The organism is Nocardia amikacinitolerans, from assembly GCF_900215415.1.
In the GTDB taxonomy this organism is placed as follows: Bacteria; Actinomycetota; Actinomycetes; order Mycobacteriales; family Mycobacteriaceae; genus Nocardia; species Nocardia amikacinitolerans.
In genome coordinates this window covers 780,771-795,395 of sequence record NZ_OBEG01000002.1, presented here as the reverse complement: position 1 = coordinate 795,395, position 14,625 = coordinate 780,771, and the positions used below count along the sequence as shown (strand labels likewise).

At 68.0% G+C, this 14,625-nt stretch carries 10 protein-coding genes; 6 read left to right on the top strand and 4 right to left on the bottom strand.

The window, feature by feature from the left end; genetic code table 11:
- Positions 1 to 3 precede the first annotated feature (3 nt).
- Positions 4 to 1,641 carry a glucose-6-phosphate isomerase gene (pgi, locus tag CRP45_RS11985; protein ID WP_097245109.1) on the bottom strand — a complete coding sequence of 546 codons (1,638 nt, stop codon included), beginning with the start codon at positions 1,639 to 1,641 and terminating at the stop codon, positions 4 to 6.
- 157 nt (positions 1,642 to 1,798) lie between these two features.
- Here pgi and CRP45_RS11980 point away from each other — a divergent pair, with 157 nt between their 5' ends.
- Positions 1,799 to 3,253 carry an NAD-dependent succinate-semialdehyde dehydrogenase gene (locus CRP45_RS11980; RefSeq protein WP_097245108.1) on the top strand — a complete coding sequence of 485 codons (1,455 nt, stop codon included), beginning with the start codon at positions 1,799 to 1,801 and terminating at the stop codon, positions 3,251 to 3,253.
- A 132-nt stretch (positions 3,254 to 3,385) separates the two neighbouring features.
- On the opposite strand, the gene CRP45_RS11975 is transcribed toward CRP45_RS11980, so the two are convergent.
- On the bottom strand, positions 3,386 to 3,679 hold the full coding sequence (locus CRP45_RS11975; protein WP_084482917.1) for a chorismate mutase: 294 nt from the start codon (positions 3,677 to 3,679) through the stop codon (positions 3,386 to 3,388).
- A gap of 659 nt (positions 3,680 to 4,338) precedes the next feature.
- Between CRP45_RS11975 and pcrA the strand changes: the two genes are divergently transcribed.
- Positions 4,339 to 6,723, top strand: a complete 2,385-nt coding sequence (pcrA, locus tag CRP45_RS11970; protein ID WP_097245469.1) for a DNA helicase PcrA — start codon at positions 4,339 to 4,341, stop codon at positions 6,721 to 6,723.
- A gap of 434 nt (positions 6,724 to 7,157) precedes the next feature.
- The gene (locus CRP45_RS11965; protein ID WP_097245107.1) at positions 7,158 to 7,583 is read left to right on the top strand and encodes a hypothetical protein; all 426 of its coding nucleotides are present in this window, start codon (positions 7,158 to 7,160) and stop codon (positions 7,581 to 7,583) included.
- A 183-nt stretch (positions 7,584 to 7,766) separates the two neighbouring features.
- Here CRP45_RS11965 and CRP45_RS11960 read toward each other — a convergent pair whose 3' ends face one another.
- Positions 7,767 to 9,146, bottom strand: coding sequence for a DUF1731 domain-containing protein (locus CRP45_RS11960; protein WP_097245106.1), 1,380 nt, complete (start codon positions 9,144 to 9,146; stop codon positions 7,767 to 7,769).
- A 54-nt stretch (positions 9,147 to 9,200) separates the two neighbouring features.
- The gene (locus CRP45_RS11955; protein ID WP_425436930.1) at positions 9,201 to 10,613 is read right to left on the bottom strand and encodes a M23 family metallopeptidase; all 1,413 of its coding nucleotides are present in this window, start codon (positions 10,611 to 10,613) and stop codon (positions 9,201 to 9,203) included.
- A gap of 565 nt (positions 10,614 to 11,178) precedes the next feature.
- Here CRP45_RS11955 and sucC point away from each other — a divergent pair.
- From sucC to CRP45_RS11940, 3 genes are all read left to right on the top strand, one after another.
- Entirely contained in the window at positions 11,179 to 12,345 is a 1,167-nt protein-coding gene (sucC, locus tag CRP45_RS11950; protein WP_097245105.1) for an ADP-forming succinate--CoA ligase subunit beta, read from the top strand.
- Positions 12,346 to 12,356: 11 nt separating this feature from the next.
- Positions 12,357 to 13,271, top strand: a complete 915-nt coding sequence (gene sucD, locus CRP45_RS11945; protein WP_097245104.1) for a succinate--CoA ligase subunit alpha — start codon at positions 12,357 to 12,359, stop codon at positions 13,269 to 13,271.
- Between the two features lie 166 nt (positions 13,272 to 13,437).
- Entirely contained in the window at positions 13,438 to 14,490 is a 1,053-nt protein-coding gene (locus tag CRP45_RS11940) for a DUF5336 domain-containing protein (protein WP_067784256.1), read from the top strand.
- Positions 14,491 to 14,625 lie beyond the last annotated feature (135 nt).

The following is a 14,625-nucleotide window of genomic DNA, read 5'->3' as shown; positions in this document are numbered from 1 at the left end:
CCCTCAGCGGTTGGCGCGATACCAGCGGATGAGCGCGTCGGTGGACGAATCATCTTGCGGCGCGGGATCTTCGGCGGCGGTGAGCAGCGGAGCGAGGGCCAAAGCCTGCTGCTTGCCGAGTTCGACACCCCACTGGTCGAAGCTGTCGATGCCCCAGATGCTGCCCTCGACGAAGACCTGGTGTTCGTAGAGCGCGATGAGCTGGCCGACCACCGAGGGCGTCAGCTGCGGTGCGAGGATGGTGGTGCTCGGGCGGTTGCCCGGCATCACCTTGTGCGGCACCACCTCCGGGTCGGCGCCCTCCGCGGCGATCTCCTCGGCGGTCTTGCCGAACGCGAGCACCTTGGTCTGGGCGAACAGGTTGCTCATCAGGATGTCGTGCATGCTGCCCCTGCCGTCGCGGGTCGCCAGATCGTCGGTGGGACGGGCGAATCCGATGAAGTCGGCGGGGATGAGGCGGGTGCCCTGGTGCAGCAGCTGATAGAAGGCGTGCTGGCCGTTGGTGCCCGGCTCGCCCCAGAAGATCTCGCCGGTGGACGTGGTGACCGGTGTGCCGTCGGCGTGCACCGACTTCCCGTTCGATTCCATGGTGAGCTGCTGCAAATAGGCGGGGAAACGCGCCAGATCGTTCGAATAGGGCAGCACCGCACGGGATTCCGCGCCGAAGAAATTCGAGTACCAGACGCCGAGCAGGCCGAGCAGCACCGGCGCGTTCGCCTCCAATGGTGCGTTCGCGAAATGCACGTCGACGGTGTGCATTCCGGCCAGGAATTCCGCGAAACGCTCCTTGCCGATGGTGGCCATCACCGAAAGGCCGATCGCCGAATCCACCGAATAGCGGCCGCCGACCCAGTCCCAGAAGCCGAACATATTGTTGGTGTCGATGCCGAATTCGGCGACCCGCTCGGCATTGGTGGACACCGCGACGAAATGCTTGGCGACCGCGTCCTCGCCGAGCGCGGCCACCAGCCAGCGGCGCGCGGCGGTGGCGTTGGTCAGGGTCTCCAGCGTCGAAAAAGTCTTGGAAGCAACGATGAAAAGCGTGGTTGCCGGATCGAGGCCGGTGAGCTCGGCGACCAGGTCGGCGGGATCGACGTTGGAGACGAAGCGGGCGCCGATGCCCGCGTCGGCGTAGTGCCGCAGCGCTTGGTGCACCATCACCGGACCGAGGTCCGAGCCGCCGATGCCGATGTTCACCACCGTCTCGATCCGCTCGCCGGTGGCGCCGCGCCACTCGCCCGAGCGCAGCGCGTCGGTGAATTCCCCCATCCGCCGCAGCACTTCGTGCACCTCGGCGCCCGCGTCGGCGCCGTCGATGGTCATCGACTCGCCCTCGGGCAGCCGCAGGGCGACGTGGCCGACGGCGCGGTCCTCGGAGGTGTTGATGTGCGCGCCCGCGAACATGGCGTCGCGTCGCTCGGCCACCCCCGCCTCGTGCGCCAATTCGACGAGTAGCTGCAAGGTTTCCCGGGTGACCCGGTGCTTGCTGTAGTCGATGTGCAGGTCGCCCACCTGGACGGTCAGCTCACGGCCGCGCTCGGGGTCGTCCGCGAAGATCTCTCGTAGGTGTCGCTCGGACACGGCGCCGTAGTGATCGTGCAGTTTCCGCCATGCCGCCGATGCGGTGATGTCGCTGCTCACGTCCGCCGAGGGTACTCACCGTGCCGCGCCGGCGCACGGCTGAGGCGGGCATTCCGGGTCGCGTCGGCGCCGCACGGCTGGTCGCCTCCGGCGCCCCGCGTGAATTCGCCGGTTCGAGTCCAGCACGGCCCGAGCGGACCGGGCTTACGCTGGCGACATGGTGTCCGAACGCGAACTACTCCAATCCGTACCGACGCAGCTGTGGATCGGCGGGCCCGTCGACGCCGAGGGTGGCGCCACCTTCCCGGTGCACAATCCCGCGAACGGGGAGGTGTTGATCCAGGTCGCCGACGCGAGCCCAGCGGACGCGATGCGCGCGCTCGACGCCGCGGTCGCCGTGCAGGCCGAATGGGCGGCTACCCCGGCAAGGGAGCGCGGCGAGATCCTGCGCGCGGTGTTCGAGCAGATCACGGCGCGAGCCGAGGAATTCGCGCTGCTGATGACCCTGGAAATGGGCAAGGCGCTGCCGGAGAGCCGCAACGAGGTGCGCTACGGCGCCGAGTTCTTCCGATGGTTCAGCGAGGAGGCGGTGCGCGTGCACGGGCGCTACCTGCACGCGCCGTCGGGCACCGGCCGGATCATGGTGCACAAGCAACCGGTCGGTCCCTGTCTCGCCATCACGCCGTGGAACTTCCCGCTGGCCATGGGCACCCGCAAGATCGGTCCCGCGTTGGCCGCGGGCTGCACCATGATCGTCAAGCCCGCGTCGGAGACGCCGCTGACGATGCTGCTGCTCGCGAAGCTGTGCCACGAGGCCGGACTGCCCGACGGAGTGCTCTCGGTCATCACCACCAGCCGTTCCAGCGCCGTGACCGGCCCGCTGCTCAAGGATTCGCGACTGCGCAAGCTCACCTTCACCGGGTCCACCGAGGTGGGCAAGAAGCTGGTGGAACAGTCCGCGCACGGCCTGCTGCGCACCTCGATGGAACTCGGCGGCAACGCGCCCTTCGTGGTGTTCGACGACGCCGACATCGACGCGGCGGTGCAGGGCGCGATGCTGGCGAAACTGCGCAACGGCGGCGAGGCGTGCACCGCAGCCAACCGGTTCCACGTGCAGAACGGCGTGCTCGAGGAGTTCACCGCCAAATTCGCCGAGGCGATGACGAACTCGGTCACCATGGGGCCGGGCACCGATCCCGAGACGACCCTCGGGCCGCTGATCAACGAGGACCAGCTGACCACCGTCGGCGAGCTCGTCGACGACGCGGTCGCCGCGGGCGCGCGAGTTCGCCTCGGCGGCAAGGCTCCCGGCGGACCCGGCTGGTTCTACCCGGCCACCATTCTCAGCGACGTGCCGCCGCAGGCCAGGATTCTGCGCGAGGAGGTGTTCGGTCCGGTCGCGCCGATCGTCGGCTTCGAGACCGAGGACGAGGGCATCGCCGCCGCCAACGACACCGAATTCGGCTTGGTCGCCTACGTCTACACCAAAACGTTGGACCGCGCGCTGCGGGTGGCCGAGGGCTTGGAATCGGGCATGGTCGGCGTCAACCGTGGCGTCATCTCGGATCCGGCCGCGCCGTTCGGCGGCGTGAAGGCCTCCGGTTTCGGCCGCGAGGGCGGCACCGAGGGCATCGAGGAGTACCTGTCGACGAAGTACATCGCGCTGATCTAGAGATCTGGGAACGCGTGCCATGAAACGCGAGAACCGCCCCGGGGTTTCGACACCCGGGGCGGTTTTTGGATGCGGTGTCTCGCGATCACCGCAAGGTTCGCGTGCCGCTCGACGCGGCAGGAGAACGACGGCTCAGTGGCCGAGGCGGCCGCGCCCCAGGCGCAGCAGCAGCATGGCGAGAGTGTGCCCCTCCTGGCCGAGTTCGCTGAAGCGCTCGAGCACCTTCATCTCGCGGCTGTGCACCAGTCGCGGGCCACCGGAGGCCATCCGAGTCCGTCCGATCAGCCGGGAGATCTCACTGCGTCGCTTGATGGCGGCGAGGATCTCGGCATCGAGCTGGTCGATCTCCTTGCGGAGCTTGTCGATCTCCGCCTCGGACTGCGGCAGCGCCGCGTCGGACCCGGTGGTCGTGGCAGAAGTGCTCATCATTCATCTCCTCGTGTCAGAACGTGGATCGGCTACTGCGCGCGGCGCGTTACCGTCCGGTTCTTTCACCGTGAAACAGACCTGAGGGGCTTCATAGTCCCCCCAGAAGCGTGTGGTCGGCTACAAGGCTCCGCGAGACCGATATCCGGCGGGTAACCGAATCGGGTGCATCGCGGCAACGCTGACCATGGGGTCAGTCTGCCACGCGGCCGAACCGATGCAAAACGTCTGATTTTGTGAATCTGCTGAGAACGAGTCGCACAGATTTGCAGGGTCGCGCGCCGCGATGTGTTCACTGAATGTTAGCCGGTGATCGTCGCGCGGCCGGGACCGCACCCGGGGGCTTCGCCTGTGTCGGTGGCCGCCGGTAGCGTGGATGGGCAATGGATATCACGGTGGCTCCTCAGACGCAGGCCGGTCGGAACCGGCATCAGGACGTGAACCCCGCTCCGCAGCCCGAGGCCCACGCGGGCGGCCGGGCGGCGGGGCCTTCCGGCGCGCCCGGGGTTGGGGAGTCGCCGCAGTCATCGGGGGAGCTATCCGCCTCGGCGGAGCAGGCTCCGCCGCTCTCTTTGGCGGAACAAGCACAGCGGCGCGCCGACGAGCAGGCCGAGCGGCGCGCCGAGCGGGACAGGCAACGCGCCGAGGAAGCCGAGCGGCTGCTCGACGGGCTCAATCCGCAGCAGCGGGCCGCGGTCGTGCACACCGGTTCGCCGCTGCTCATCGTCGCGGGCGCGGGCTCGGGCAAGACGGCCGTGCTGACCCGCCGCATCGCCTATCTGCTCGCCGCTCGCGGCGTGACGCCGGGCCAGATCCTGGCGATCACCTTCACCAACAAGGCTGCCGCCGAGATGCGGGAGCGGGTGATCGGCCTGGTCGGGCCGCGCGCGAACAACATGTGGGTATCCACGTTCCATTCCAGTTGTGTGCGGATCCTGCGCATGCAGGCGGCGCTGCTGCCCGGCTTGAATTCCAATTTCTCGATCTACGACGCCGATGATTCCCGGCGGTTGCTGACGATGATCAGCCGCGACTTCGACATCGATACGAAGAAATACTCCGCGCGGCTCTTGGCGACCGCCATCTCGAATCTGAAGAACGAGTTGATCGGGCCGGAGCAGGCGACCGCGGACGCCGAATCCGACGACACCGAACTGCCCGGTCTGGTGGCCCGTGTCTACACCGAATACCAGCGGCGACTGCGCGCGGCCAACGCGCTGGACTTCGACGACCTGATCGGCGAGACGGTCGCGCTGTTGCAGAACCACCCGCAGGTCGCGGAGTACTACCGCCGCCGCTTCCGGCACGTGCTCGTCGACGAGTACCAGGACACCAACCACGCGCAGTACGTGCTGGTGCGGGAACTGGTCGGCCATCACACCGGCGAGGCGGAGCCCGACGAGGACGCCGCGCCGCCGAGCGAACTGTGCGTCGTCGGCGACGCCGACCAATCCATCTACGCCTTCCGCGGCGCGACCATTCGCAACATCGAGGAGTTCGAGCGCGATTTCCCGGACGCGGAGACCATTCTGCTGGAGCAGAACTACCGCTCCACCCAGCACATTCTGTCGGCGGCGAACGCGGTCATCTCGCGCAACGAGAACCGGCGCGACAAGCGACTGTGGACCGACTCCGGCGAGGGCGACCTGATCGTCGGCTACGTGGCCGACAACGAGCACGACGAGGCCTCGTTCGTCGCACGGGAAATCGACCGGCTCGTCGACCAGGGCGACGCCAACTACAGCGATGTCGCGGTGTTCTACCGCACCAACAACAACTCCCGTGCGCTGGAAGAGATCTTCATCCGGATGGGTCTGCCGTACAAGGTGGTCGGCGGCGTCCGGTTCTACGAGCGCAAGGAAGTTCGCGACATCGTCGCCTACCTGCGCGTGCTGGAGAACCCCGACGACGCGGTGAGCTTGCGCCGCATCCTGAACACCCCGCGCCGTGGCATCGGCGACCGCGCCGAGGCGTGCGTCGCGGTGCACGCCGAACAGCGCGACATCGGTTTCGCCGCGGCACTGCGCGATGCCGCCGACGGCAAGGTCGCGCTGCTGAACACCCGTGCGCAGCGGGCGATCGCCGGGTTCCTCGATCTGCTCGAGGAGATCAGGGCGGCCGGTGTCCAGGCCGACGCGGACTTCCCGGACGTGGGCAATGTGGTGGAGGCGGTGCTCGATCGCACCGGGTACCGCGCCGAGCTGGAAGCGTCCGACGATCCGCAGGACGGCGCACGGCTGGACAACCTGAACGAGTTGGTCAGCGTGGCGCGCGAGTTCAGCTCCGAGGCGTACAACAACGCGGTCGCGGCTCGCGAGGAGGGCCTCGTGCCCGAACTCGGCGAGGGCGAACCGGATCCGGGCTCGCTCGCGGCGTTCTTGGAGCGCGTCTCGCTGGTCGCCGATACCGACCAGATCCCGGACGAAGGGTCAGGCGTCGTCACGATGATGACGCTGCACACGGCCAAGGGCCTGGAGTTCCCGGTGGTCTTCGTGACCGGCTGGGAGGACGGGCAGTTCCCGCACATGCGCGCGCTCGGCGATCCCACCGAACTCGCCGAGGAACGCCGTCTCGCGTACGTCGGCATCACCCGAGCCCGGCAACGGCTCTACCTGACCCGCGCGGTGGTCCGCTCCGGCTGGGGTCAGCCGGTGTCCAACCCGGAGTCGCGCTTCCTCCAGGAGATCCCGGGCCACCTCATGGACTGGCGGCGACTGGAACCGTCTCCCGCCTCCCGCGGGATCCGCAGGCGCGGTGACGACGACGGACTGGAACGCGATTGGACCCGCGGCGACGGCTGGTCCGAGCGACCTGGCGTGCGACCCGACCGCGGCCCGCGCCGCCCGGCGCCCGGCGGAGCGACCCGCAACAACACCAATCTGGTGCTTGCGGTCGGAGACCGGGTCAGCGACGACAAGTACGGCTTGGGCCGAGTGATCGCCGCGGAAGGCTTCGGCCCGCTGGCGACGGTGACGATCGACTTCGGCACGGCGGGCAAGATCCGGTTGATTCCGCAGTACAGCCGGACGTTGGTGAAGCTCTGAGCGTGCCGGTGCCGGTCTGCCACGCTGGGCCGCGGAGGTAGGCGGGTAGCGCTGTGGGCGCTGTTCGTCGATGGCTGTGCCGGGGCTGAGGGGTGGTCGTGGTGCTGTTCGTCGATGGCTGTGCCGGGCCCAGGGGGAGGTCGGTGGGCGCCGCGGGACCGAGTCTGTCGGTAGCTGTGCCGGGTCGAGCCGGGGTGAGGTGGGCCGTGGTTGCTGTGTCGGTGAAGTCTGGTGGTGTTGGCTCGCGGAGCTGATCCGGTGGCGAGGCAGGCGGCTGGGGCACAGTCTCTCGATAGCGGCGCGCGTGCGGCGAACCAAAGGCCGCGGTGAGTGTCGGCCAGAGTCTCATGGCGACTACGGGCATGGCCGAAGTGACAGTCGGAGGTACCTTTTGCCCCTGCCGACCTCGCGGCGAACCCGGTAGCGTCCGGCGGATGGAGACCGTCGCGCAACATCTGGTGTGGTTCCTGCCCATGCTGTGGCTCGGCATGGTGCTGGCCATCTCGTTCCTCGAAGCGCCGCTGAAGTTCCGTGCGCCGGGGGTGACCCTGCCGCTTGGGCTGGGTATCGGGCGGATCGTGTTCCGCGCGTTGAACATCGCGGAAGCCGTGCTCGCGGTGCTGCTGGCGCTGAGTGCAGTGGTGCTCGGACCGGGCGCGGGGACGTGGGTGTGGTTGGGAATCGCGGTCGGGGTTCTGGCCGTGCAGATTCTGGTGGTTCGGCCGCCTTTGACTCGCAGGTCCGATCGGGTGCTCGCGGGGGAGGAGTTGCCGCGATCGCATGCGCATTACTGGTACATCGGGCTGGAGGTCGTGAAGGTGGTCGCGTTGGTGGGCTTGGCGGTGGTCGCGGCGCCGTAGGGTTCGGAACGGCTGTGGTTGCGTTTCGGATTGGTCGTGTGGGGTGTCTTGTCGCGTTGTCTAGGGAGCTTCCACCATTTGGCTACCGTCGATAGAGAAATGGATCCGACGGTAGTCGAATGGTGGTTAGTTGATCTTGGTTAGCCGCCATTTGACTACCGTTGATTTTGGGTATGGGGGTGGTCAGTGCGGCAGCAGGGATTTCAGTGCGTCATCCAAGCGGGGGTAGCGGAATTGAAAGCCGGCCGGTTTCAATACAGCTGATGTGGCGTGCCTGCCCGTCAAGCCCAATGCCGCATCCGATCGCAACAGCACAGCGCCGAGCTTCAGCACCAACTCCGGTGTCGGGGGCGCGGGAGGGCGATGCAGATGGCGTCGAAGCGATGCCATCAGCTCTCGGTTTCGCACCGGAAAATCGGTGGCCGCCACCAGGATTCCGTCCGGCAGGGTGACCGAGGGGTCCAGTCCGAGCGCGGCGCGGACGATGGCCAACCAGTCCTCGATGTGAATCCAGCTGAACCACTGGTCGCCCGATCCGACTCGGCCTCCGAGGCCCGCCTTGGTCAACTGGCAGAGCCGCCGCAGCGCGGGCGCGTCCGGGTCGAGCACGATGGACGTGCGGAGGATGGTGTGGTGCGTGGTGTTCGCACCGGCGAACGCGCGCTCCCACGGTTCCGCCACCCCGGTCATCTGCGGCAGGCCGATCGGCAGCGGAGTCGTTTCGTCGCAACGGGTTTCGCCCGCGTCCGACCAGATAGCGGTGGTGCTGGCCTGTACCCAGTAATCGACCGGCGCGGGCAACGCGGCGGCTGCCACCACCAATGCGCTGGTGGGATCGACTCGGCTGCTGCGCAATTCGGCGATATTGCGTTCGGTGGGTCGGCAGTCCACCAGCTTGCCCGCCAGGTTGACGATCGCGGTCGGCCCCGGATTGCGCAGTGCCGCAACCCATTCCCCGACCGACTTGCCGTCCCACTCGACCTGGTCGAACGGCAGCGCGGGATCGCGGCGGCGGGTCAGAATGGTGACCCGTTGGCCGCGGCAGGCGAGGTCGGCCGCGAGCTGCCTGCCGAGCGCGCCGGTGCCGCCCGCGATCACAACCGTCAGAGCGTCGGGTTCGGGGGCGAGACCGGCCCGCCGGGCCAGCCGGGCGAAGCAGACGCGGAGGTCGGCCTCCAGCAGACGGGCGACAACGGTCCGCGCCGCGGCGGCGGATGGTCCGGAGAAGGACAGTTCCTGGGTGAGGTTCGTACCACCGTCGACAGGAGTCAGCCGCCAGGTCAACCGCATCCGCCCCGCCGGTTCCGGCTGCTCGATGGTCAGTTCGCGTCCGGGACGCAGCGCGGTGATCGAGAACGGCGGCGCTGTGCGACCGTGCAGCGCTCCGACGAAACGTCCGCGCGGCACGTAGTCACCGGCCACCCCGACATCGACGGGACCGTGCAGTCGCACCGAGGCAACGGCCGGGTGCCATTCGGGCCAGCGTGCGGGATCACCGACCACCTGCCACACGAGTTCCGGTGGTAGCGCCAGGAATTGGGTGTACGTCGTTGTACGAGCCATGATCCGACGCTAGAACGCGGACAACGGCACGGGAAGCGTGCCGTTGCTCACTCGTCAGTCGCGCCGGGGGCCGAGGCCGATGCCGCGGGTCGCCAGCCAGGGCAGCGGGTCGACCTTGTCGACGCCGTTGAGCCAGACTTCGAAGTGCACGTGCGGGCCGGTGGAGAAACCGCGGTTGCCCATGGTGGCGATCTGGTCGCCCGCCATCACGCGCTCACCCTGCGAGACCGTCGCGGTGTCGATGTGGCCGTAGATGGTGACGGTGCCGTCGTCGTGCAGCAGCCGCACCCACATGCCGAAGCCCGCGGCCGGTCCCGCCTCGATGACGGTGCCGTCGGCGACCGCGTAGATGGGGGTGCCGATCGGGCCCGCGACATCGATGCCGAGGTGCTGGACGCCCCAGCGGGCGCCGAAACCGGAAGTGAAGTTGCCCGCGGCGAAGCGCGCGAACAGCGGGCGCAGCTTCGCGGCCTCCGCGGCGGCGAGATCCTCCGCGTACTTGCGGCCCTTCTCCAGGATGTCGTTGAACTGACCGAGATTCGCCGGGGTCGAGACGTTCAGCACCTGCGGCGAGTCGGGGGAGGAGTTCGGGTCGGCCATGCTGACCGACTGGGCGGCGATCTCGTGGATCTGTCCCGCGGCCTCGTAGTCGATGGTGTGCGACGGCTGCTCGGGCGAGGCCATCGCGGCCTGTCCCGCGGCGACGACGGCGCCCGCCGCTACCGCGACGACCGCGGCGCGACCCTTGAGCGCGGTGGGCGGCGCGGGCATCCGGTGCGCGCCACCGCGTCTGCTCGGATCTCTGGCCGGGATGACGGTCGGCGTAGCGGAGCCTGCGGTCGGCTCCTCCTCTGCGCCCCAAGCGTTTTCGGAAGACCAGCTGTTCTCGGAAGACCAGGACTGCTCGGCCGACCAGTCGTCCTCGGAAGCTTCGGTCCAGGCGTCACCGCCCTCGGTCCATCCGTTGTTCGCTTCGGCGCCCCAGGAGTTGTCGCCCTGCTGTGCCCAATTCTCGCCCTGCTGCGTCCAGCCGGCTCCGGGCTGTGCGGTCCACGCGCTGTCGGCGGTCCATCCGTTGTCGGCCTGCGGCATCCAGGCCTCGTCCGCGTCCGGCGACCAGGAGTCGTTGGCGGCCCACGCGCCGCCGTCGGACCACGAATCCTGCTCGGCCCATTCGGTATTCGCGGACCACGCGGACGTGTTCACGTCGTGGTGCGCACCTTCGGCGGCGTAACCGGACGCACCCGCGGCGCCGGCGTAACCGGTCGCGCCCGCGGCGCCGGCGTAACCGGTCGCGCCCGCGGCGCCGGCGTAACCGGTCGCGCCCGCGGCGCTGGCATAGCGGCTGTTGGACGACGGAAAGCCGCGTCGGTCGTGATCGCCGTGGGCGAAGGGTTCGTCGTCGTCGCGATAACGATGTCCCGAGCGAGAGCGATTGCCGGGAGCGAGGGTGGAGCGATGATTCATCGGCGGTGCCACATCGTGGAGCGGGAGATGGTCACGGTGCCGAGAAACCGGCAGGAGGTCGACGTCGAAGGCTGGTCCGCGGAGCGGCTCACCACCCGCGAAGCACTGTGCTGCATCAAGGCTTGCCGTCCTCCTGGATCCTTGGAACAACGGGGTCGTGACCTAGTTGTGACTTCGACCGCAATAACGGTAACGAAACGATTGCGGGGTCCGCAAGCGTTGCGGACGATCTGTCCAAACATGTGAGATTGATCACCGTAACAGCACGGAATAACTCACTATTTCCGGGGCACTCGAGTGAGGTTGAACGACGACGATTTGTAGTAGATCGCCGTCCGTTCCCGGTGGGAGCGGCTCTACCTGGCAAACCCCCAACAAACTACTCGCCAGTAGCCTTGGCCAGCGGTTTTCCCGGCCGAGCGCGACGCCCGTGACCTGCGCCACTTAGGATGAACGTGGCCGATTGGCCCTCCATGTGACTGGTTAGAGTCCGACCCGACCCGCTTCCGACGTCGGGCCGCCAACAAAGACGTTGTCATCACAACGCAGACGAGACGGTGAGTACATGGATCTCTTCGAATATCAGGCGAAGGAGCTCTTCGTTAAGCACGGAGTGCCTTCGTCCGAGGGCCGCGTCACGGACACGGCCGAGGACGCCCGCGCCATCGCGGAGGAAATCGGCAAGCCGGTGATGATCAAGGCCCAGGTCAAGGCCGGTGGCCGCGGTAAGGCGGGTGGCGTCAAGTACGCCGCCACCCCGGAGGACGCGTTCACGCACGCGCAGAACATCATCGGCCTGGACATCAAGGGCCACGTCACCAAGAAGATCCTGGTCGCCGAGGCCAAGGACATCGCGGAGGAGTACTACATCTCCTTCCTGCTCGACCGCTCCAACCGGACCTACCTGGCCATGTGCTCGGTCGAAGGCGGCATGGAGATCGAAGAGGTCGCCGCGACCAAGCCCGAGCGCCTCGCCAAGGTCCCCGTCGACGCCGTCAAGGGTGTCGACCTCGCGTTCGCGCGTTCGATCGCCGAGCAGGGCCACCTGCCCGCCGACGTGCTGGACGCCGCGGCGGTGACCATTCAGAAGCTTTGGGAGGTGTTCATCAAGGAGGACGCCACCCTGGTCGAGGTCAACCCGCTGGTGCGCACCCCGCAGGACGAGATCCTCGCCTTGGACGGCAAGGTCACCCTGGACGAGAACGCCGAGTTCCGTCAGCCCGGCCACGAGGCGTTCGCGGACAAGGACGCGACCGACCCGCTGGAGCTGAAGGCCAAGGAGAACGACCTCAACTACGTCAAGCTCGACGGTGAGGTCGGCATCATCGGCAACGGCGCGGGTCTTGTCATGTCGACCCTCGACGTCGTCGCCTACGCGGGCGAGAACCACGGCGGCGTCAAGCCCGCCAACTTCCTCGACATCGGTGGCGGCGCCTCGGCCGAGGTGATGGCGGCCGGGCTCGACGTCATCCTGGGCGACGCGCAGGTGAAGAGCGTGTTCGTGAACGTCTTCGGCGGCATCACCGCCTGTGACGCGGTCGCGAACGGCATCGTGAAAGCGCTGGAGATCCTCGGTTCCGAGGCGAACAAGCCGCTGGTCGTGCGTCTGGACGGCAACAAGGTCGAGGAGGGCCGCAAGATCCTCGTCGACGCCGCGCACCCGCTGATCACGCTGGCGCAGACAATGGACGAAGGCGCCGACAAGGCCGCCGAACTGGCAGCGGCCAAGTAAGGAAACCGGAAATGTCTATCTTCCTGAACAAGGACTCGAAGGTCATCGTCCAGGGCATCACCGGCGGCGAGGGCACCAAGCACACCGCACTGATGCTCAAGGCGGGCACCCAGGTCGTCGGCGGTGTGAACGCGCGCAAGGCGGGTACCACCGTCGCGCACACCGACAAGGACGGCAACGCGGTCGAGCTGCCGGTGTTCGGCACCGTCGCGGAGGCCATGAAGGCGACCGGCGCGGACGTCTCCATCGCGTTCGTCCCGCCGAAGTTCTCCAAGGACGCCATCATCGAGGCCATCGACGCGGAGATCCCGCTGCTCGTGGTCATCACCGAGGGCATCCCGGTGCAGGACACCGCCTACGCGTGGGCCTACAACGTGGAGAAGGGCAACAAGACCCGGATCATCGGCCCGAACTGCCCCGGCATCATCACCCCCGGTGAGTCGCTGGTCGGCATCACCCCGGCCAACATCACCGGCAAGGGCCCGGTCGGCCTGGTCTCCAAGTCCGGCACCCTGACCTACCAGATGATGTACGAGCTGCGCGATTTCGGCTTCTCGACCGCCATCGGCATCGGCGGCGACCCGGTCATCGGCACCACCCACATCGACGCTATCGAGGCGTTCGAGAAGGACCCGGAGACCAAGCTGATCGTCATGATCGGTGAGATCGGCGGCGACGCCGAGGAGCGGGCCGCGGCCTACATCAAGGCCAACGTCACCAAGCCGGTGGTCGGCTACGTCGCGGGCTTCACCGCCCCCGAGGGCAAGACCATGGGCCACGCGGGCGCGATCGTCTCCGGCTCGGCGGGCACCGCCCAGGCGAAGAAGGACGCGCTCGAGGCCGCGGGCGTGAAGGTCGGCAAGACCCCGTCCGAGACCGCCGCCCTGGCGCGCGAGATCCTCGAGAAGGCCAGCATCAGCGCCTGATTCGGATCGAAATCGTTACGAGGGCCGCCTTTCCCGAGGAAGGCGGCCCTCGTCGTCGGTTCGTTCGGTCGTCCGCCCAGTTGTTCTAAGGGTGACCCGAACGGGCGAGTGCAGTAGCGTCAAGAGAGATCCAGCCGAACAACGACTCGACGTAGGAGACGACGACATGTCATACCCGACCGGGGGCTCCGGGTACAACACACCCGCGACGCCCTCCGCACCATCCAGCCTCGGCCAGACCACTGGTGGTGCCAGCACAGGTGCGAGCGCTTCCGGTTCCGATGCCAAGGGGCTGCCGTTCTTCCTGGTGGTCGGTGTCGCCGCGCTCGGCGTGATCAACTTCCTGCTCGGATTCCTGCCGTTCTCGGTCGAGGAGATCGAGCGTTCCGGCGCCACCATCACCGGCGACAGCTACAGCGGTTTCACGCTGTTCGGCGCGCCGGGCGCCCTCGGACTGCTGCTGCTCGGCGGTCTGCTCGCCGGATTCTCGTTGCTGCCCAAGCAGAATTGGAAGGGCGCTGCCGCCGCCGCCTCGGCCGCGGGCTTCCTCGCCCTGCTGTTCCAGACCATCTCGCTACCGGACCAGCTCTCCGCCGAGTTCGGCGCGTGGGTGCTGATCTTCCTCGCGCTGGTGCAGACCGGCGTCGCGGTCGCCGCGGTGCTTTTCGAGGCGGGCATCATCAAGGCGCCCGCGCCCAAGCCCGCGTCCGCGCAGGGCGCGCAGGGTGGTTTCGGCGGCCAGGCCCAGGGCGGCTACGGCCAGCAGCAGTTCGGTCAGTACGGCCAGCAGAGCCAGCCGAGCCAGCCTGTCTACGGTCAGCAGCCGGGCCAGACCTACGGCCAGGCGGGTTACGGCACCGGTCCGCAGTACCAGTCGCAGCAGCAGCCGTACGGCCAGAGCCAGCCGAGCCAGCCGACCTACGGTCAGCAGCAGCCCGGCCAGTCCTACGGCCAGCAGTCCTACGGTCAGCAGCCGGGTTACGGTGCGCCGCAGCAGGGTTCGCCGTACGGCGCCGCGCCCGCACAGCAGCAGCAGCCGCGTCCGGACGAGAGCGCGACGCAGCACTTCGGCGGCGGCGCGCAGCCCGGCCAGCAGCAGTACGGTGCGCCCGGCTACGGCCAGGCCCAGCCGAGTCAGCCGTTCGGCGGCGAGAAGCAGTCCGACCCGGCGAGCGACGCAACCCAGGCGTTCCGTCCGTCGGACGACAACAACAAGTAAGAGACGCAGGTACCGCGAGCACCTACCCGGACCGGGTGGGTGCTCGCGGCGCGCCTGACCCGCTCACCTCGGGAAAGGTGTCACGCTGAAGTGCCATGAACTCGTCACGGAACTCTCTCGTCCGCAGGGCCGGTG

Bases quoted from the DNA above. Each gene is read 5' to 3' on its own strand.
- CRP45_RS11980 (WP_097245108.1), top strand. From the start codon at position 1,799: ATGGTGTCCGAACGCGAACTACTCCAATCCGTACCGACGCAGCTGTGG.
- CRP45_RS11975 (WP_084482917.1), bottom strand. From the start codon at position 3,679: ATGAGCACTTCTGCCACGACCACCGGGTCCGACGCGGCGCTGCCGCAG.
- CRP45_RS11965 (WP_097245107.1), top strand. From the start codon at position 7,158: ATGGAGACCGTCGCGCAACATCTGGTGTGGTTCCTGCCCATGCTGTGG.
- CRP45_RS11960 (WP_097245106.1), bottom strand. From the start codon at position 9,146: ATGGCTCGTACAACGACGTACACCCAATTCCTGGCGCTACCACCGGAA.
- CRP45_RS11955 (WP_425436930.1), bottom strand. From the start codon at position 10,613: ATGAATCATCGCTCCACCCTCGCTCCCGGCAATCGCTCTCGCTCGGGA.
- sucC (WP_097245105.1), top strand. From the start codon at position 11,179: ATGGATCTCTTCGAATATCAGGCGAAGGAGCTCTTCGTTAAGCACGGA.
- sucD (WP_097245104.1), top strand. From the start codon at position 12,357: ATGTCTATCTTCCTGAACAAGGACTCGAAGGTCATCGTCCAGGGCATC.
- CRP45_RS11940 (WP_067784256.1), top strand. From the start codon at position 13,438: ATGTCATACCCGACCGGGGGCTCCGGGTACAACACACCCGCGACGCCC.